Genomic DNA, 17,985 nt, shown 5'->3' with positions numbered 1-17,985 from the left:
TATTTTATTTGAATCAAGAATAAGCCAAAAATTTGAAAAGGAGAATTAACATGACAAAATATTCATGGAAAAAAATCCCGATTATAGCAATTGCAACTATTTTCATCCTTGTGTTAGTAGCTTGTGGTGGAGGTACAGAAGAAACAGAAGGTTCTACTGAAGAAGCTTCATCTGAAGAAAGTAGTACTAGTGGAGAGGTTATTGATTTAACAGTATCCAGTTTTATGCCAGGGCCTCATCCACAACATAAAGACGTAATTGAACCCTTTCTTGAGCGTGTAGAGGAGGCTACAGATGGTCGAGTTACTGGAACGATGTATCCAGCAAATGCACTTGGTGAATCAGATGCACAATATGATTTAGCTGTTACTGGAGTTGCAGATATGTCAATGACTTTACATGGGTATACTCCAGGGGAATTTCCATTATCTAGCGTCACAGAACTTCCTTTTATGGGTGAAAATGCTGTTGACGGTACACGTATCTTCTGGGATTTACATGAACAGTTTCCAGAAATTGCAGAGGAACATGAAGGGACAAAAATTGCATGGATCTTTAAAAATGATGCTGCGCAACTTTTTTCAGTAGATAACCCTATTAATAATTGGGAGGATTTAGAGGGGATGAGAATTCGAACCCCTTCCCCAGCAGGGACTGAACTTTTAGAGGCTTATGGTGCAATTCCTGTATCTATGCCTATGGGGGATGTATATGAAGCAATGCAAAGAGGAGTTGTTGATGGTGCTTTAGGACCTGCTTCAACTATTACTAACTTCCAATTAGGGGATGTAATGAATTATATTACAAAAGGGGACTTCTACACAAGTAGTTTAATGGTTGTCATTAATGAAAGTACATGGAATAGAATTTCTCCTGAAGATCAAGAAGTTATTGAGGAGCTAATGGACAGAGAAATGGCCTTACTAGCCGGAGAAACGTATGACAAAGATGGTGATGGAGGTTGGACTGCTGCTGAAGAAGCTGGAATTGAAATTAATGAACTATCAGATGAGGAAATTGAAGAATGGGCAAAACCTTTAGAATCTATTAGTGAAGAGTGGGTAGAAGAAATGGAAGGGAACGACCTTCCAGGTCAAGCCATTTATGAGGCAGCTGTTGAATCACGTGATCAGGGAGAGTAGTTAACATGTTGCAAAAAATGATAAATGTTACTGAAAGAGTAGTTACCCCCTTAAATTTTGTTTCTGGAAAATTTGCTTCATTATTGTTATTTGGCATGATGATTTTAACCTTTAGTGATGTGGCGGGCCGCTTTTTAGTGCGGCCCATTCAAGGAACTCACGAATTAACATATTTAGGGTTGGCTGTTATGGTCTTTTTAAGTTTAGGATATACACAGCAGAAAAAAGGACATATTTCGGTAGGTGTGATAATTGATAATTTGCCAGCTCGAGGTCAAGCGATTATTAATGTTTTATCTTATCTTCTGATGTTAATTATTCTCACATTGATGTTATGGCAAACGTATGAATATGCCATTCGAGGAATGAATACTGTTACTGGCGATTTGGAACTTCCAGTATACATATTTGTACTAATATGTGTAGTTGGTATTCTTATTTTTTTATTAACGGTTTTATTAGACCTTTTAAAGTCTTTACAGAAGGTGGTGAAACAAGATGAGTCCTGAATCACTTGGTACCATAGGGATTATTATTTTAGTTGTACTGATTCTTTTACGTGTACAAGTAGGGATAGCTCTTCTCTTAGTCGGATTCACTGGTTATTACTTTTTGTCTGGACCTGATGTTGCGCTTGCCCAATTAGGAACAAGTGCATTTGGTACAGCGAGTAAATATACACTGAGTGTTATGCCTATGTTTATCTTGATGGGAATGTTTTTGTCATACAGTGGGCTGGCTAAGGATTTATTTCGCTCTGTAGACAGTTGGGTTGGACATATCAGGGGTGGTTTGGGCATGGCGACGATTGGTGCCAGTGCAATATTTTCATCAATTTCTGGATCAAATAATGCAACAGCGGCTACGTTAGGAAGAGTTGCACTTCCAGAAATGAAAGAGTATAAATATGAACCGGGAGTATCAGCATCTTGGGTTGCAGCCGGAGGGACCTTAGGAGTTTTGATACCTCCTAGTGTAATTTTGATTTTATATGGAGTCTTAACAATGGAACCAGTCGGGCCATTGTTAATCGGTGGACTGATACCCGGAATATTGTTGGCTCTTTTAATGATGTTGACCGTTTATATACAAGTTAGACGTAAGCCAAGCTTAGGTGGTAATTTACAAGAGGCAGTTCCTTTTAAAGACAAAATAAAATCAATTCAAAAAATATGGCCCTTTATACTAATTTTCATGTTAAGTATTGGTGGTATATATTTTGGCTTTTTCACTCCAACAGAGGCCGGGGGTGTAGGGGCTTTAGGATCTCTATTATTTGCAGTTTTCACCCGCCGTCTTAGTTGGAAAGATTTTTTAGCTTCTCTTGATGATACGATTCGTTTGACATCGATGATTTTTATTATCTTAATTGGTGCAACCTTATTTGGACAATTTTTAGCAGTTAGCCGGATTCCTGCGAAACTTACTTCATTGGTTGTTGGGACAGATTTATCAGCATACACAATAATGGCATTAATTTTATTAATCTATTTATTCCTAGGTTTATTTCTTGAAGGAATTGCGATTCTAGTTTTAACGTTGCCTATTGTTTATCCTTTAATCATTGAATTAGGGTTTGATGGGATTTGGTTTGGAGTTATTATGGTGATTGTTTTTAACATTGGTTCGTTAACACCTCCTTTAGGTATCAGCATTTTTGTTGTGAATGGTGTCGCCCCAGAGATCCCCATTCATACAATATTCAAAGGGATTATCCCGATGGTTATTACGATGGTAATCTTTACAATCATTCTTATAATTTTCCCAGAGATTGTGATGACCTTGCCAAATTTAATGGAATAAAAAAACTTTAAAATGTATGTGAAATAAGATATTGCATCTTTTAATTTTAAAAAAATATAATCCTGTATTTCGAACCTGTGGATAACTTGCCCTTACCCACTTAAGGTTATTCTAAATGCTATAAATATAAAACACTAAATTGGAAAGTAGGTTTTGAAATGAATCATGTTCGTTCGGCAACGCATGTGTGCCCAGAAACAGTTCATCACACATGGAATAATCAGCATAATCCAACCTTGTTTATTGAATCCGGGGACTCTGTTATTTTTAATTTTAGGGATGTTAGTAATCTACAACTCAATATATATTCAAAGATTGAAGATTTTCAACGTATGAATAAATCACAAATGCATCCGATTAGTGGGCCAATTTATATCGAAGGTGCAGAAGCTGGAGATACTTTGGAAGTAGAAATAATGGATCTTCAAACGACAGGCTGGGGTTGGACAGCGATTATTCCTGGAAAAGGATTGCTAAGCGAAGAATTTACTGAAGGATATATAAGAACATTTGATTTAAATAAGAAAACTCATTTTAAGTTTAATAAGAATATAACTGTTCCAATTATTCCTTTTTTAGGCACAATGGGAGTAGCACCTGAAGTGGATGGAGATCATCCAATTATCCCACCAAATAAATTTGGAGGGAATATAGATATTCGTCATTTAACGAAAGGTGCAAGGTTATTTTTACCTATTCAAGTGAATGGAGCACTCTTTTCTGCAGGTGATGGACATGCAGCGCAAGGTGATGGAGAAATCTGTATCAATGGCGTAGAAAGTCCCCTTTATGGTGAATTAAAGTTTACTTTACATAAAGGTTCAACAAGCAAAACACCTTATTTTTATACTTCTACAAAATCAGCATGCTTTGCCGATAATTCAAAAGGTTTCTTTGGTACGACAGGAATTGGTCCTGACTTAAAAAAATGTGCAGAGACTGCTGTTAAAAACATGATCGACCATTTAGAAAGAAATCATTCTTTATCAAGGAAAGAAGCTTATATCTTATCAAGTTTAACAGTTGACTTGAAAATTAGTGAAATCGTTAATGAACCGAACTATGTTGTTTCCGCGTATTTGCCTTTATCTATATTCAACTAAATAGAGGTTATTTAACAAATTGTTTTTTTAAATTTAACTTTTTTACTCAACTTTCGCAGCACAAATTAGGTAGGTATGCCTTGATATAATTGGGAAAAGCGTCATACCAATGCTGCAATTGACTTATAATTAATTTGCTGATTTTCTGATTTGTCGAGTGTAACCTATCTAGTAAACAGATATTGGGGGAAAGGGGGACCTATACCCTTTTTTAGAAAAAACGAGATAAATTCCCCTTGATGAACCTATAATTTCAAAAAAAATGAACTGAAAAATTAATGTTCGTGTTTATGGTTAATTAGGTGGGCTGGTTTGAATTGACTTATTATTTATTTTAAAGTGTCTAAAGCAATAAATAGGTTGTCTTCATAAAAATGTTGGGTATAATCATGAACAATATTACCCAAAGTCCATTGTATAAAAGCGAACTAAAATTTGGGCTTATAGCGGAATCTCTTCATTGAAAGGGGGGGGGTGGTTTTTTGTAGTCTATTTGAGTATTTCAATTATTTTTAATAAAAAATAATATTTTAAAGGAGCGAATTTAAATGTTACAGAAAAGGAAAAACAATCTACTTAAAAGCATCTACGTGGCACTATTATTAATGGTTGTGTTAATTATTTCTGCTTGTTCTACGGACAATGATACTACATCTACTGGTGCAGAAGCAGAAACTTCAGAAAATAAAAGTGAAAATTCCGATGACACTGCTGACGCTGGAAATTCAGTTACCCTCAAAGTTTCTCATTTTGTATCACCACAACATGGTTATCATACAGATGTTTTAGAACCATTTGCTGAGGAAATTGCAGAACTAACAGATGAAAGAGTTACTGCAGAAATTTATCCAGGTGCTGCGCTTGGTGATGCTACAGCACAATATGAAATGACAACTACTGGAGTTGCTGATCTATCTTATGCAATTCAGGCTTATAATCCAGGGAAATTCCCACTCACATCGGTTGCTGACTTACCTTTTATTGCAGAAACTCCTGAAAAGGCAACTGATTTAATTGGAGATCTATATGATAAATTCCCTGAAATTCAAGAGGAATATGCAGATAATAAAGTACTTTGGTTATTCGGTATTGATAGTGACCAAATATTAACTACAGAGAAACCAATTGATTCAGTAGAGGATCTTCAAGGCTTAAAAATCAGTACACCCTCACCAGCATCTAACGAGGTAGTTGAGGCATGGGGAGCAACGCCTGTATTCATGCCAATGGATGAAGTATATGAAGCAATGCAAAGGGGAGTAGTTGATGGAAGAATGGGACCTTATTCTGGGGTAGCTAACTTTCAATTAAATGAGGTAACCGATTATATTACAGAGGGGGACTTCTATACTACGAATTTTGTTATTTCGATGAACAAAAATGTTTGGGAAAGTTTATCCCAGGAAGATCAAGGTGCAATTAACAGTGTAATAGATAAATATAAAGCACTTTCTGCTGACGTCTATGCGAGTGACGCTGCAAGAGGTAAAGATTTAGCAGAAGAGACTGGTATTGAAATTAATGTGCTTTCTGAAGAAGACAAAGAAGAATTTGAAGAAGCTCTTGACCCTATTCATAATAATTGGGTTGAAGAGATGGAAAGTGAAGGGTTGCCAGGTTTAGAAGTTCATGAAGAAGCCTTACGCATAAGTGAAGAATACTAACAGGGAGTGTTTGCTTTGCTTGATAAAACAATTAAAGATCTTGAAAAAGTCATTTATCCATTGAATGCAATTGCACAACGTATAGCTATGGTTGTTCTTTTTATCCTAATGATGATTACAGTTGTTGATGTAACAGGACGGATCTTTATAAAGCCCCTTTACGGGGCTTTTGAATTAACTGGATTCGCATTGGCAATAGTAATTTTCTTTAGTTTAGGCTATACACAAATTAAAAAAGGTCATATTCACGTTACATTTCTTGTAGATCGCTTTGGAAAAAGAACTCAAGCAATTGTTGATGTAATTACTTATCTTATTTTCTTTTTATTAGTAGCATTAATTACATGGCAAGTTGCCGATTATGCATTTCGATTACATGTTGGTAATGATAAAACAGCTGATTTGGGTATACCTGTTTTTGTGATCGCGGTTATTTCAAGTATTGGAATTTTATTTTTTGCATTTACAATGCTATTAGAATTACTAAAAGCTGTACAAAAGGTGGTGAAGAATGAATGAGTTCTGAAATGATTGGAGTAATTGGGATTGTTCTGTTAATAGCTCTGATTTTATTTCGCGCCCCTGTTGGATTATCTTTATTCTTGATAGGATTTAGTGGATATTCATATTTAACAACACTAGACGTTGGTTTGGCGCAACTTGGAATGACAACATTAAATATTGCAACTTCCTATGTTTTAAGCGTTATGCCACTCTTTATCTTAATGGGGATGATCTTATCTTATAGCGGGTTAGGCCGCGAGTTATTTGAAGGTGTAGATAAATGGTTTGGTCATGTTAAGGGCGGAATGGCGATGGCAACAATAGGTGCAAGTGCCATATTTTCAGCTATATCAGGTTCTGCTAACGCTACAACTGCAACCGTTGCCCGATTTTCATTACCTGAAATGAAGCGTTTTGGATATAATCCTGGTCTTTCCGCTGCTAGCGTTGCAGCAGGTGGGACATTAGGAATTTTACTCCCTCCAAGTGTAGCGTTGATTCTTTACGGGGTACTAACCATGGAGCCAATTGGTCCTTTACTAATTGCTGGAATAGTTCCAGGAATACTCTGTTCACTTTTCTTAATGGCGACAGTTTATATATTAGTTATGAAAAATCCAAAATTAGCACCAACTGGTCAAACAAGAGCACCATTGAAGGAACAGTTAAAAGCGTTTACTCCTGTTTGGCCTTTTCTTCTCATTTTTGTAATTAGTGTTGGAGGAATTTACTTTGGTCTTTTCACTCCAACAGAAGCAGCGGGTGTCGGATCATTCGGGGCGTTTTTATACACAGCTTTAACGGGTAGACTTAATTGGCAAAAATTAAAAGATGCATTTGATGAAACAGCACGATTAACGGCAATGATATTTGTTATCATCATTGGCGCTGATTTATTGGGTAGTTTCTTAGCCATTACTCGTATTCCCGCAACATTAACTTTATTTGTTGCAGATTTATCTGTTTCTCCATATGTAGTTCTTGTTTTAATTTTACTTGTATACTTGATAATGGGATTATTTATGGAAGGTATTGCGATTCAAGTATTAACGTTACCAATTGTGTATCCAATTATAATCGATTTAGGTTTTGATGGAGTTTGGTTTGCGGTAATCATGGTTTTAATGATAAATATTGGTTTATTAACACCTCCACTTGGAGTTGTATGTTATATCATTCATGGAATCGACCGTACAATCCCACTTGAACGCATTTTTGCTAATGTTGCTCCTATGATTGGAACAATGGTTATTCTAACAGTCATATTAATTATTTTCCCAGAAATAGTTACTTTTCTACCTGACATAATGACTGAATGACAGATCAATAAATGTTAAGAGTGTTAGATTTTGAAAATAGATTAGGCGTATGAATTAGTAATGCGTCTAATCTCACAAACTTATCCCGACTCCCTAGTTGAAAACAAATAAAACATGTGAAAAATAAGTCTTTTTTGATGAAACGATAAAAAAACCACAATCATTTCTGTGCACTCTTAGATTATCATTTATAGCCTTTACGTATGATAAGAAAAACCGGGCAAGATTTGCCCGAATTGAATAATAGGAGCAATTCCAATTTAAAAAATTACATTACTAGATTGCAGTTTCGTGTGTAAAAGCATCAATTTCATGGAAGGCATTCATGTTCGTCTTTAACTAGCCTGAAAAGAATATTTTACTTCTATCCATCATGATCACCTTTAAGACGTTAAAAATCAAAAGAAAAAAGGATTTTTCCATGCTGTCATTGAACTGGAAAAAGATATGAAAGCCAAAGATCAGATCAAGATGTATATTGATTTTTGCCACGAATAAAAGCAATATTGGAAAAGGATAGGAATAGTATTCAGTATTTTAAATACATAGAAATATCCAAATGTACTTTTCAAAAAAGTGCTAGTTTGACGTTTATATGTGTTGGTGAAAATAAGACATTCCTTGAAGAACCGACCAAATTGAATTTTTGCTCATAGAATCATATTTAGTTCATTTTGTAGGAAGAAAATCGGGAAACTTAAAAACCGAAATATATTGTTAAGTTGATGACCTAGCAGTATAATTAACAGATGATACAGGATTATCAGATTACTTAACCAAAAGGAGAGGGCATCGAATGAAGATTCTTGTAACAGAGTTAATGTGGGAAGACGGAATCGATGAACTTAAGCGGAAAGGGTATACGGTCGATTATGATATGGAACTGAGCCGTAAACGAGAAGAATTACTTAGCTTGCTACCAGAATATGATGCACTTATCGTACGAAATGAAACAAAAGTTGATACGGAATTTCTTGAGGCGGCTAAAAAAACGCAGGTTATCGGCCGTCTTGGAGTTGGATTGGATAATATTGATCTACAGGGAGCCAGAGAACGAAACATTCCGGTTATATCGGCAAGAAATGCAAATGCGACCTCTGTTGCCGAATATGTAATGGCGGCGATGCTTGATGCTTCACGGCCGTTATCGGATGCGGATGAGGATGTTCGTCAGGGAAATTGGGATCGTAAATTTTTCACAGGGTATGAGCTGAATAAACGTACACTTGGCCTTGTGGGGATGGGTGAAATATCCCACCGTGTTGCCAAGCGAGCAAAGGCATTTGGCATGAACGTGGTTGGCTTTGATCCGTTTGTGGCTCCGTTTGATCATGTGGTCCAGGAAACAGGAATCCGTCAATTTGAAAAACTGGAAGATCTTTTAAAAGCATCCGATTTTATTTCTGTGCATGTACCATTGACGAAATCGACGAAGCATTTGATCAATCGAGATAACTTCCCATTGATGAAACCGCATGCCTATGTGATTAATTCAGCAAGGGGAGGAATTATACACGAGCCGGATCTTGTTGAAGCTGTAAAATCAAAACAACTAGCAGGTGCCTATCTTGATGTGCTTGAAAAGGAACCGGTAGAGAAGGATTCTCCGCTTGCTCAGGTAAAATCCATCCGTTTATCCCCACATATTGCCGGCTTGACGATTGAAGCACAATCCCGGACAGCTATGCTAATAGCAGAGGAAGTAGACAGCGTGTTGAATGGCAGTCAGTCACTTTGCAGGGTGAATTAAAATAGAGTACTAATTTCAAATAAGAAAAAGCAGCCTGTCAAAAATAAGGATGGGCTGCTTTTACTGTTTAAAAAACTTTTCTTATACGTAATCGAAAATCCGGCAGCACTAGAACTCTTAAAAATTAGCACAGACAAAATTGCTGAATTCATAGAAAACATAATTATTAACGTAAATCTAACTTTTTAGCTTCTACAAACGGTGTCACCCTATTACGAGGGCATATAGCAAAAAGAACGAGAGAATTTCCTGCGATTCGCACGTTGCTGTATATATAAGTACCATCATTCCTCCACATATGGAATCGTCAAAGGCCCCAGCGGTAATACAGCAATACTCATATCCTCACCATATTTTCCCTTTAAATCTTCTATCGTTTTCTCAATATCATGCGACGGTTTCAGCATCGTTCCTTCCACCTGCTCATCTGTCAGCTTGGAATACACATATACGTCCGCCCAAACTTGGATTACTGCCTGTTTTTGAACCTGCCATTGATCAAACATTTTAAATTCCGGGTCGTTGATCATATCGAGTAGCCCCTGAGGACTGTCTGCCATATCAAAGATCTTGGAATAGTTTCCGTGGTCGGGCAAGCCATCCGAACATTCAGATGCGATAATAATAGATCCACCTTCTTTTACGACTTTGTGTGCTGCGCTCATCCCTTTTACAGCTTGGTACAAATTTTGATCAAGCGGATAGCCGGAATTTGAGGCGATGACGACATCAAACCGTTCGTCGCAGCGGGACATGGTATGCTCTTTGGCAAATTCGCACCCTCTGTCATGTGCTTCATAGAGTTCACCGGCAAAAACTGCTGTGATTTCTTTTTCACGATTTAACGTAACATTTAACATGAAATCCGGTTTGCACATTCCATTTACTTCACGCGTCATGTCCTGAACAGGATTATCTTCCATATTGCCCCAAGTCGCTAGCGGATCTCCAATCATTTTGGCATTATGAAAGGTCATAATCGTTTCAATTCCCGCGATTCCAGGCATCATTCCTTTTGGCCCACCGGAGAACCCTGCGAAAAAATGTGGTTCGATAAAGCCTGTTACAATTCGAAAGTCTGACTCCACATAATCCTTATTTAGATATACATCACAGCCGAATTTACTTTTGCCAACGTTCACCAGCGTATCTTTGTCATGGCAGTGGTTATTGACGATACGGATATTATCCACAATCCACTCACCTAGCATCTGTACAAATTCTTCCCTTGTTTGATCGCGATGTGTCCCTGTTCCATTGATAATTACGAAGTTTTCTAAGGGAACATGATCGAGTTCTTCTATTAATATGGGCACTAAAATATGGTTCGGTGTTGGTCTGGTGATATCGCTGATTACGATGGATACGATGTCTGTGGTTTTCACCGATTCTTTTAGTGACGGTGATCCAATTGGATTTCGTAAGTGTTCTTTGATTGCTTCCTTATCATTTCCCAGTTTTGGTAGGTTTTTTGGTTCGATGATATAGGCATTTTCCGGTAGGTCGAGTGTTAGACCTTCTTTTCCGTAGAGTAGTTCTGTGTTCATACTGTATCCCACCCCTTGATTGTATTTAGTTCTATTATAAGATAACGCTTACTCTTTTGATATGAAAAAGAATTAATTATTTGCTGCATGTTTGGTTTCCTCTTTATTTTTCTCTTTCTTTATTCCTAGATCTTCACGGGTTCCATCAATTCCTCTTCTCCTTTGATATCTATCCATCAGAATTACCCCAAGTGGGCAGAGTAGAGAGGTTGTGATGGTTGCTATGGAAATTTGTGCTGTAGCAATCGGAACAATATTCTGTATCATTTCGTATTCCGCTGCTGTCATAGCCCCTGAACCTACTGCTACAGAGGCAGCCGAAGCCACTGCTGCAGGTGTTGCGGTAGCATTTCCTGCTGTAGATGCCTCAGCAATTGGGGCAATATAACTTTTTTCCTTGAAAAGTTTAAATGCAAGGATTCCCATTCCGCTAGAAATTACAAAGGTAAAAACAGCGATAACTAATCCACCTGCAAGGACAGAAGGGTTAAAGAAGACTGCCAAATTCATACCTGCTCCTAAAGAGAATGCGAAGAAAGGTATTGTTAACGTTTCCCCCGGTGCTAGAAATTCACGTATTTTTGGATCTAGATTTCCTAATATCATTCCAATCCCGATTGGTAATAATACAGCAATGAAGGAAATCATAGGGAAAGCAGTTCCTATAATACCCAACGATACTAGTGTTAAGAAGGGCCCATCATTAATCGCGAGAATGGACAATCCTCCTACATCGGATCTATTTCCATATTGTCCGGTTAAAGCAGCATACATTCCACTGTTACTATTTGTCATTCCGGCTACAATTGCTAAAGTTGATAACCCTAATATTCCACTCCATGGATCAAAGAAAAATCCGAATGCCATTCCAACTCCTAGACCGCTAAGATATTTTGATGTGGTGATTAAGGTACCTTTTTTTAAAGCCCTTCCGCCTATTTTTAAATTCATCTGACTACCAACACAAAACAAGAATAAAGCGATAAGGACGAGTGCACTGTCTTTAAAAAGTTCTTGAGAAAACCCGCCAATTTGTAAAAATTCATAATATCCTTCTTCTGTTTCTGGTGCGCCGAGTGCTTTTAGAATATCCATTACAAATGGAATATGCATTTGATCAATTGTGTTTAGTGTTGTCCCTAAAAGAAGTGGGATCACCATTAAACCCCCTGGCACTTTTTCTACCGACTCTTTTATTCTCATGTATTTACCCTCCCACTACCGTTTATCTTCTGATAAAAATAAGACCGGACAACTTGTTCAGCACTCAATTCAACCAATTCTGCTGCCCTTTCAATCGCTTCCTCCAAAGGCATAGGACTATTGATAATACTGTTGGCACTTATCACTCCAAAATCATAGAGTACCTCAATCCCTTTTCCTACTGCCCCCGCAATAATAATTGTTGGGACGTCTCTCCTTTTTGCAGCCTGAGCGACTCCCATCGGGGTTTTTCCAGAAGCTGTTTGACTATCAACCTGACCTTCTCCGGTAATAATAAGGTCGGCACCCATTACCTTTTCATCCAGTTTTATATAGTCCAGGACCACGTCTATTCCACGTTTCATCACGAACGGAAAGAACGCTTGAAATGCTCCCCCTATGCCACCAGCCGCACCAGCACCCGGTAGGTCATGTAGTTTTATATCCGTTATCTCTGCAACCTCATCCGCCCAATGCGTTAGATTTCCATCCAGCAATGCTACATCCTCAGCTGTTGCCCCTTTTTGTGGACCAAAAATAGCAGAAGCCCCATTTGCTCCGATAAGTGGATTCTGTACATCTGATGCGATAATAAAGTTGCAGTCTTTGATACGTTTATCGAAAGACCTCATGTCAATTTGATTAATTTTACTTAATTCACAGCCACCGTAACCGATTTCATTTCCGTTTTTGTCTAAAATTTGCAGTCCCAGTGCTTGCAGCATTCCAGCTCCTCCATCATTTGTCGCCGATCCTCCAATACCAATTATAAAGGAAGAGAACCCATCATCCAGTGCTTGTTTAATTAATTGACCAGTGCCGTAAGTAGTTGCTCTTAATGGAGAAAGTTGCTCGTCTGGAACAAGGTTTAACCCTGATGCTGTTGCCATTTCAATCACACATGTTTCACTGTCTCCCAATATGCCATAAGCTGCTTCTACTTTACTGCCTAAAGGCCCGACAACCTGGACGTGCTCTATTTTTCCATTGGTAGCTGAAACCAGTGTCTCCATGCTCCCTTCTCCACCATCAGCCACCGGCAATAACACCGTTTCTGCATCAGAAAATGCTTTTTTAATTCCTTTGTTCATCGCCTGAGCTGCCTCTATGGCGGTTAAACTTCCTTTAAATGAGTCTGGTGCGATAATGATTTTCATGTAATCCTCCTTCGGTAAACGCTTTCAGTATCTAACCTTAATTATAAGAATCTTGACGAGATATGTATATGGTTATAATATATGAAAATAAGGTTGAATTCTAGCTATTATTTATAGGGTATAACCAAAAGGTGGGATAAAATGAAGGTGTTAACGAAAAAAATTGCAAATGCAATTGTGGAAGAAACGTCGATTCGACTTCATCGCAACGTTAATATTATGAATACGGAAGGAATAATTATTGCGACACGAGATACTTTCAGAATAGGGTCTTTTCATGAGGGGGCGCTAGAGGTTCTTAAAAGCGGGGAAACTCGAATTATTTCTGCTGATAAGGAATCATGGGGAGGAACCCAACCTGGTGTTAATCTCCCCATCAATTTTCAGGAAGAAATCATTGGTGTCATAGGTGTTACAGGAGATCCTGCTGAAATGGGAGATATCGGTGAGCTAGTTAAGATGACTACTGAACTTATGATCAGGCAGGAATTTGTCGTCTCACAAATGGAATGGAAGCAGCGGACGAAAGAGATGATCATAGAGCAGTTGATGAAAAGGGAACCTTCGTTTAACGATATTGATAGAGGCCTCAGTTTGCTCCGAATAAATTTCGAGCAACCTTTTACGACGATGGTTATACAAATAACAGAACGAACGATCACAAACCAGAAATTAATTCGAAAATTGGAGGAAACGATTGGAGACGAAAATGGAATAGTCGCATTTATTAATGTGAATCGACTAATTATAGCGACTTCCGGATTAGAAAAGAAGGAAATAAGGAGAAAGATTGAAAGCGTTTATGCTTTATTGAAGAAACAAAATGTTGTTTTTAGGATTGCTTACAGTTTACCTTTCTATAAGTTAGAAGAATTCAGCCAGGCTTATTTGGACTGTGATATAACGTTGAAAATAAGTAAACATGAAAAAGAGGTTATCTCCTTTGCTGAAATTGAAGCAAAAGCTTTAATTTATCAAGTCGATGATGACATTACAGAGCGGTTTTCTTATCGGGTGCTGGTAAATTTGGACGAAAATAAGGCAAGTACATTGGAAGCCTTTTTTGTGAATGATCTTAATATCCAAAAGGCAGCCGATGATTTGTATGTGCATCGAAATACGTTTATTTATCGGCTTCATAAAATTATAGAAGAAACAGGTTATGATCCGAGGAAGTTTCGAGATGCTTTGATATTGCAGGTGGCATTGTGGATTTGGCGGAAGGGGAAGGGATGATAGAAATAGAGTTTGATTATAAAAATGATTGTAAGTTAAATAACCAAACGTCATTTTTCTACTTTTCCTTTTTTTTATAGGAATAGATCGCTGTTCTTGGTTATTTATAATTGTATTTTTCTGGAATCTTTCATAGATTCGATACAATTCTGTAACACCTTCAAAAATAAGCATACCAATTGCCCCAATAATCCTGTCATTCTTCCAGATCGGAATACGATGTACAACCATTGCCTGCCCCTGAATATACTGTACTACTGCAGACAAAATTATTGAGGATTTTGCAGGAAAAGGAATTTGAACGTGTCGGTGGTATTGAGAAATACGAAATTAATACGAGAATTATTGCGGCTACAAATCGTAATTTAAAAGAGATGGTAGAAGCGGGGGACTTTCGTGAGGATCTTTTTTATCGAATAAATGTTATCGAGTTGCCGATATCACCGCTTCGTAAGCGGACAGAAGACATTCCACCGCTGGTTTCAAATTATTTAAATGTTATCTGTACTGAGTATCAAATACCAGTAAAATCAATTAGCCGTTTAGCAGATTTAGGGAGGATTTTTTCACCAAAAGCTAGGAATTATACGGATGAAGATGCTGCTGATCTAGCCGTTTCTTCTGTGAAAAAGCTCTGTTTAAATTTAAATATTCCCAATCTTAGTGGATGGGGTATTGATAAACAAGAATTTGAGACCGCTTCCGGTAAAATGTCTACAGATGCTTTAGCAAGTGGAAGCCTGAAAATTTGGCAGGATGAAATTTTCGCACCTGTTTTATCCATTGTCCGAGTGAAGGATCTTGATGCTGCTGTCGAAATAACGAATAAATCCCCATTTGCAAATGGCGCATGTATCTTTACAAAAGATGGTGGAAGTGTACGTCAGTTCCGTGAAACCATTGATGCGGGGATGCTTGGTGTAAATATCGGGGTTCCAGCACCAATGGCGTTCTTCCCATTCTCTGGCTGGAAGGATTCCTTCTATGGGGATCTTCATGCCAACGGTAAAGATGGACTTAATTTCTATACACGTAAAAAAGTTATTACTACTCGCTGGGTGTAAGGTGTTAAAAGTAACTTTTTAAGGGTAAAGGAATCAGAATTTTAACTTCTGATTCCTTTTGTTCTATTCTTAATTAGTACTTTCTTTAGTCGGTCTTACTAAATGGGAGGTAGAAAAATGGTAGAAGATAAAGTTGTGTTTATTACAGGTGCAGCAAGTGGAATTGGTTATGAAATTGGCGTCGAATTTATAAAAAATGGTGCAAAAGTAGTTTTTTCTGACATTGATGAGAATAAAGTAAAAGAAGTAACTGAACACTTAAGGCAAAAAGGATACGAATGCATCGGTATAAAGTGTGATGTGACAAAAGAAGAAGAACTACAGGAAGCAATTAATTTAACGGTAGAAAAATATAGTAGGATTGATGTTCTTTTTAACAATGCAGGGTTACAACATGTAGCGTCAATTGAAGATTTCTCTACTGAAAAATTTGAGTTTATTACCAAAGTTATGCTTGTTGCCCCATTCATGGCAACAAAGCATGTATTTCCAATTATGAAAAAGCAAGGATCTGGTCGCATCCTAAATATGGCATCGGTTAATGGATTAATTGGATTTGCTGGAAAAGCAGCATACAATAGTGCGAAACATGGGGTGATTGGGTTATCAAAAGTAGCAGCATTAGAAGGTGCAGATTATGGTATCACAGTTAACGCGTTATGCCCCGGGTATGCTGACACACCACTTGTTAGGAATCAATTTAATGATTTAGCTAAAAACCGAAATGTATCAGTGGAAAAAGTACTTGAAGAGGTGCTTTATCCGTTAGTACCTCAAAGAAGATTATTAAACGTTCAGGAAGTTTCCGATTATGCATTATTCTTGGCAAGTGACAAGGCCAAAGGTGTAACTGGTCAGGCTGTTGTTATCGATGGTGGGTATACGGCGCAGTAATATAGGGTGGTGTTAAGTTTCTCCATGTCTTGGATAGATTTATTTTGCTATCATCTATCCAAGACATGGAGAAATGATGTGTGATCCGGTAGCGCTTATTGAAAAAAGTTTGCAGGGAATAGAAAGAAAATCAAGAAGGATAAAAAATGTTATCGATAGGATAGAACTTTGTACATTTGCTCAGATTGCTCTTATAAAAAACGCATAACATTAATCTTTCGCTGGTTATGTATGATATTACTGGACGTTTGAATAAGACGCTGAAATTACATACAAAAATGTCTTGCAATCATCTTCTATTCTGTTATAATTAAAATTAATATTCTGAACATACTATCCAGTAGGTTAATTAAAATAAAACATTGGGGGATGAAATGATGGATTTTTCGTATTCAGAAAAAGTTGTAGGATTACAGAAAAAGGTAAATGATTTCATGGAAGCACATATTTTCCCGAATGAAAAGGTGTATAACGAACAGTTAAATAAACAGGAAAGTCGCTGGTCTGACACTCCTGCCATTATGGATGAGTTAAAGAAAAAGGCAAAAGAAGAAGGGTTATGGAACTTATTCTTACCTGAGAGCGAATATGGTGCTGGCTTAACCAATCAAGAATATGCACCACTTTGTGAAATAATGGGAAAATCGATGATAGGACCTGAGGTGTTTAATTGTAGTGCGCCAGATACAGGGAATATGGAGGTATTGGCTCGTTATGGTTCAGAGGAACAAAAGAAACAGTGGTTGGAGCCACTTCTTGTCGGGGAAATTCGTTCTTGTTTTTCAATGACAGAGCCTGATGTTGCTTCAAGTGATGCTACAAATATTCAAACCAGTATTAAAAGAGATGGTGATGAATATGTCATTAATGGACGGAAATGGTGGTCTTCTGGTGCAGGGGATCCTCGCTGCAAAATTGCCATTGTAATGGGGAAAACGGATGAGGCAGCTTCAAAGCATGAACAACAATCGATGATTTTAGTTCCGTTAGACACACCAGGTGTTAAAATTGAGCGTATGCTCCCAGTGTTTGGTTATGATGATGCGCCACATGGTCATGCGGATATTCTTTATGATAATGTGAGGGTACCTGCAGAAAATATGCTTTGGGATGAAGGGAAAGGATTTGCTATTGCACAAGGGCGACTTGGGCCTGGACGAATCCATCATTGCATGCGGTTAATTGGTGCTGCAGAGCGTGCGCTTGAAGATTTATGTAAGCGCGTACAAACAAGGGAGGCTTTTGGTAAAAAGATAGCGGAACAAGGTGTTGTGCAAGAATGGATTGCTGATTCTCGAATCAATATTGAACAAGCACGTTTATTAACATTAAAAGCTGCCTATATGATGGATACGGTTGGCAATAAAGAGGCGAAGGCAGAGATTGCGATGATTAAAGTTGTCGCACCAAATATGGCGCTGGACGTAATTGACAAAGCAATTCAAGCATATGGAGCTGCAGGTGTTAGTAATGATTTTACCCTGGCATATCATTGGGCGAATGCAAGAACATTAAGACTTGCAGATGGACCAGATGAAGTACATCGTCGTCAGATTGCTAATTTAGAACTACGGAAATATTGATTATATAGGGGGAAAT

At 37.7% G+C, this 17,985-nt stretch carries 14 protein-coding genes and 2 pseudogenes; 13 read left to right on the top strand and 3 right to left on the bottom strand.

All coding sequences use genetic code 11. From position 1 onward, the window contains the following. Positions 1–50: 50 nt before the first annotated feature. The 8 genes from OLD84_RS14500 (at position 51) to OLD84_RS14465 (ending at position 9,285) form a co-directional block, all read left to right on the top strand. Positions 51–1,142: a TRAP transporter substrate-binding protein gene (locus OLD84_RS14500; protein ID WP_209464303.1), complete on the top strand. Its 1,092-nt coding sequence runs from the start codon at positions 51–53 to the stop codon at positions 1,140–1,142. A 5-nt stretch (positions 1,143–1,147) separates the two neighbouring features. Continuing rightward, positions 1,148–1,651 carry a TRAP transporter small permease subunit gene (locus OLD84_RS14495; protein ID WP_209464304.1) on the top strand — a complete coding sequence of 168 codons (504 nt, stop codon included), beginning with the start codon at positions 1,148–1,150 and terminating at the stop codon, positions 1,649–1,651. Further along, a complete protein-coding gene (locus OLD84_RS14490; RefSeq protein ID WP_209464305.1) occupies positions 1,641–2,945 on the top strand; it encodes a TRAP transporter large permease in 1,305 nt (434 codons plus the stop codon). The genes OLD84_RS14495 and OLD84_RS14490 overlap by 11 nt, the downstream gene beginning before the upstream one ends. 158 nt (positions 2,946–3,103) lie before the next feature. Further along, on the top strand, positions 3,104–4,048 hold the full coding sequence (locus OLD84_RS14485) for an acetamidase/formamidase family protein (RefSeq protein WP_209464306.1): 945 nt from the start codon (positions 3,104–3,106) through the stop codon (positions 4,046–4,048). A gap of 548 nt (positions 4,049–4,596) precedes the next feature. After that, on the top strand, positions 4,597–5,712 hold the full coding sequence (locus OLD84_RS14480; protein WP_209464307.1) for a TRAP transporter substrate-binding protein: 1,116 nt from the start codon (positions 4,597–4,599) through the stop codon (positions 5,710–5,712). A 15-nt stretch (positions 5,713–5,727) separates the two neighbouring features. Next, positions 5,728–6,231, top strand: coding sequence for a TRAP transporter small permease (locus tag OLD84_RS14475; RefSeq protein WP_209464308.1), 504 nt, complete (start codon positions 5,728–5,730; stop codon positions 6,229–6,231). Next, on the top strand, positions 6,228–7,535 hold the full coding sequence (locus OLD84_RS14470; RefSeq protein WP_209464309.1) for a TRAP transporter large permease: 1,308 nt from the start codon (positions 6,228–6,230) through the stop codon (positions 7,533–7,535). The genes OLD84_RS14475 and OLD84_RS14470 overlap by 4 nt, the downstream gene beginning before the upstream one ends. Before the next feature lie 796 nt (positions 7,536–8,331). Continuing rightward, the gene (locus OLD84_RS14465; protein WP_209464310.1) at positions 8,332–9,285 is read left to right on the top strand and encodes a hydroxyacid dehydrogenase; all 954 of its coding nucleotides are present in this window, start codon (positions 8,332–8,334) and stop codon (positions 9,283–9,285) included. A gap of 284 nt (positions 9,286–9,569) precedes the next feature. Here OLD84_RS14465 and larA read toward each other — a convergent pair whose 3' ends face one another. The 3 genes from larA to OLD84_RS14450 form a co-directional block, all read right to left on the bottom strand. Further along, positions 9,570–10,832, bottom strand: a complete 1,263-nt coding sequence (gene larA, locus OLD84_RS14460; RefSeq protein WP_209464311.1) for a nickel-dependent lactate racemase — start codon at positions 10,830–10,832, stop codon at positions 9,570–9,572. A 72-nt stretch (positions 10,833–10,904) separates the two neighbouring features. Then, complete coding sequence (locus OLD84_RS14455) at positions 10,905–12,035, bottom strand: 2-keto-3-deoxygluconate permease (protein ID WP_209464312.1); 1,131 nt, start codon at positions 12,033–12,035, stop codon at positions 10,905–10,907. Next, positions 12,032–13,192, bottom strand: a complete 1,161-nt coding sequence (locus OLD84_RS14450) for a glycerate kinase (RefSeq protein WP_209464313.1) — start codon at positions 13,190–13,192, stop codon at positions 12,032–12,034. The genes OLD84_RS14455 and OLD84_RS14450 overlap by 4 nt, the downstream gene beginning before the upstream one ends. Before the next feature lie 141 nt (positions 13,193–13,333). On the opposite strand from OLD84_RS14450, the gene OLD84_RS14445 reads away from it, so the two are divergent. From OLD84_RS14445 to OLD84_RS14425, 5 genes and pseudogenes are all read left to right on the top strand, one after another. Next, positions 13,334–14,428, top strand: coding sequence for a CdaR family transcriptional regulator (locus OLD84_RS14445; RefSeq protein ID WP_209464314.1), 1,095 nt, complete (start codon positions 13,334–13,336; stop codon positions 14,426–14,428). Between the two features lie 230 nt (positions 14,429–14,658). Further along, positions 14,659–14,802: pseudogene (locus tag OLD84_RS19335) on the top strand (sigma 54-interacting transcriptional regulator); the annotation flags it as partial. Positions 14,803–15,159: 357 nt separating this feature from the next. Further along, positions 15,160–15,492, top strand: a pseudogene (locus OLD84_RS14435) (aldehyde dehydrogenase family protein); the annotation flags it as partial. 117 nt (positions 15,493–15,609) lie between these two features. Beyond that, positions 15,610–16,386 carry a 3-hydroxybutyrate dehydrogenase gene (locus OLD84_RS14430; RefSeq protein ID WP_209464316.1) on the top strand — a complete coding sequence of 259 codons (777 nt, stop codon included), beginning with the start codon at positions 15,610–15,612 and terminating at the stop codon, positions 16,384–16,386. Between the two features lie 377 nt (positions 16,387–16,763). Then, on the top strand, positions 16,764–17,969 hold the full coding sequence (locus tag OLD84_RS14425) for an acyl-CoA dehydrogenase (protein ID WP_209464356.1): 1,206 nt from the start codon (positions 16,764–16,766) through the stop codon (positions 17,967–17,969). Positions 17,970–17,985: the final 16 nt, after the last annotated feature.

It is taken from the genome of Virgibacillus natechei (assembly GCF_026013645.1).
Classification (GTDB): Bacteria; Bacillota; Bacilli; order Bacillales; family Amphibacillaceae; genus Virgibacillus_L; species Virgibacillus_L natechei.
The sequence above is the reverse complement of the archived record's forward strand: the minus strand, read 5'-3'. Positions and strand labels throughout refer to the sequence as shown.

Excerpts from the sequence above, each read along its gene's own strand:
- OLD84_RS14500 (WP_209464303.1), top strand. The coding sequence starts at position 51 with ATGACAAAATATTCATGGAAAAAAATCCCGATTATAGCAATTGCAACT.
- OLD84_RS14495 (WP_209464304.1), top strand. The coding sequence starts at position 1,148 with ATGTTGCAAAAAATGATAAATGTTACTGAAAGAGTAGTTACCCCCTTA.
- OLD84_RS14490 (WP_209464305.1), top strand. The coding sequence starts at position 1,641 with ATGAGTCCTGAATCACTTGGTACCATAGGGATTATTATTTTAGTTGTA.
- OLD84_RS14485 (WP_209464306.1), top strand. The coding sequence starts at position 3,104 with ATGAATCATGTTCGTTCGGCAACGCATGTGTGCCCAGAAACAGTTCAT.
- OLD84_RS14480 (WP_209464307.1), top strand. The coding sequence starts at position 4,597 with ATGTTACAGAAAAGGAAAAACAATCTACTTAAAAGCATCTACGTGGCA.
- OLD84_RS14470 (WP_209464309.1), top strand. The coding sequence starts at position 6,228 with ATGAGTTCTGAAATGATTGGAGTAATTGGGATTGTTCTGTTAATAGCT.
- OLD84_RS14465 (WP_209464310.1), top strand. The coding sequence starts at position 8,332 with ATGAAGATTCTTGTAACAGAGTTAATGTGGGAAGACGGAATCGATGAA.
- larA (WP_209464311.1), bottom strand. The coding sequence starts at position 10,832 with ATGAACACAGAACTACTCTACGGAAAAGAAGGTCTAACACTCGACCTA.
- OLD84_RS14455 (WP_209464312.1), bottom strand. The coding sequence starts at position 12,035 with ATGAGAATAAAAGAGTCGGTAGAAAAAGTGCCAGGGGGTTTAATGGTG.
- OLD84_RS14450 (WP_209464313.1), bottom strand. The coding sequence starts at position 13,192 with ATGAAAATCATTATCGCACCAGACTCATTTAAAGGAAGTTTAACCGCC.
- OLD84_RS14445 (WP_209464314.1), top strand. The coding sequence starts at position 13,334 with ATGAAGGTGTTAACGAAAAAAATTGCAAATGCAATTGTGGAAGAAACG.
- OLD84_RS14430 (WP_209464316.1), top strand. The coding sequence starts at position 15,610 with ATGGTAGAAGATAAAGTTGTGTTTATTACAGGTGCAGCAAGTGGAATT.
- OLD84_RS14425 (WP_209464356.1), top strand. The coding sequence starts at position 16,764 with ATGGATTTTTCGTATTCAGAAAAAGTTGTAGGATTACAGAAAAAGGTA.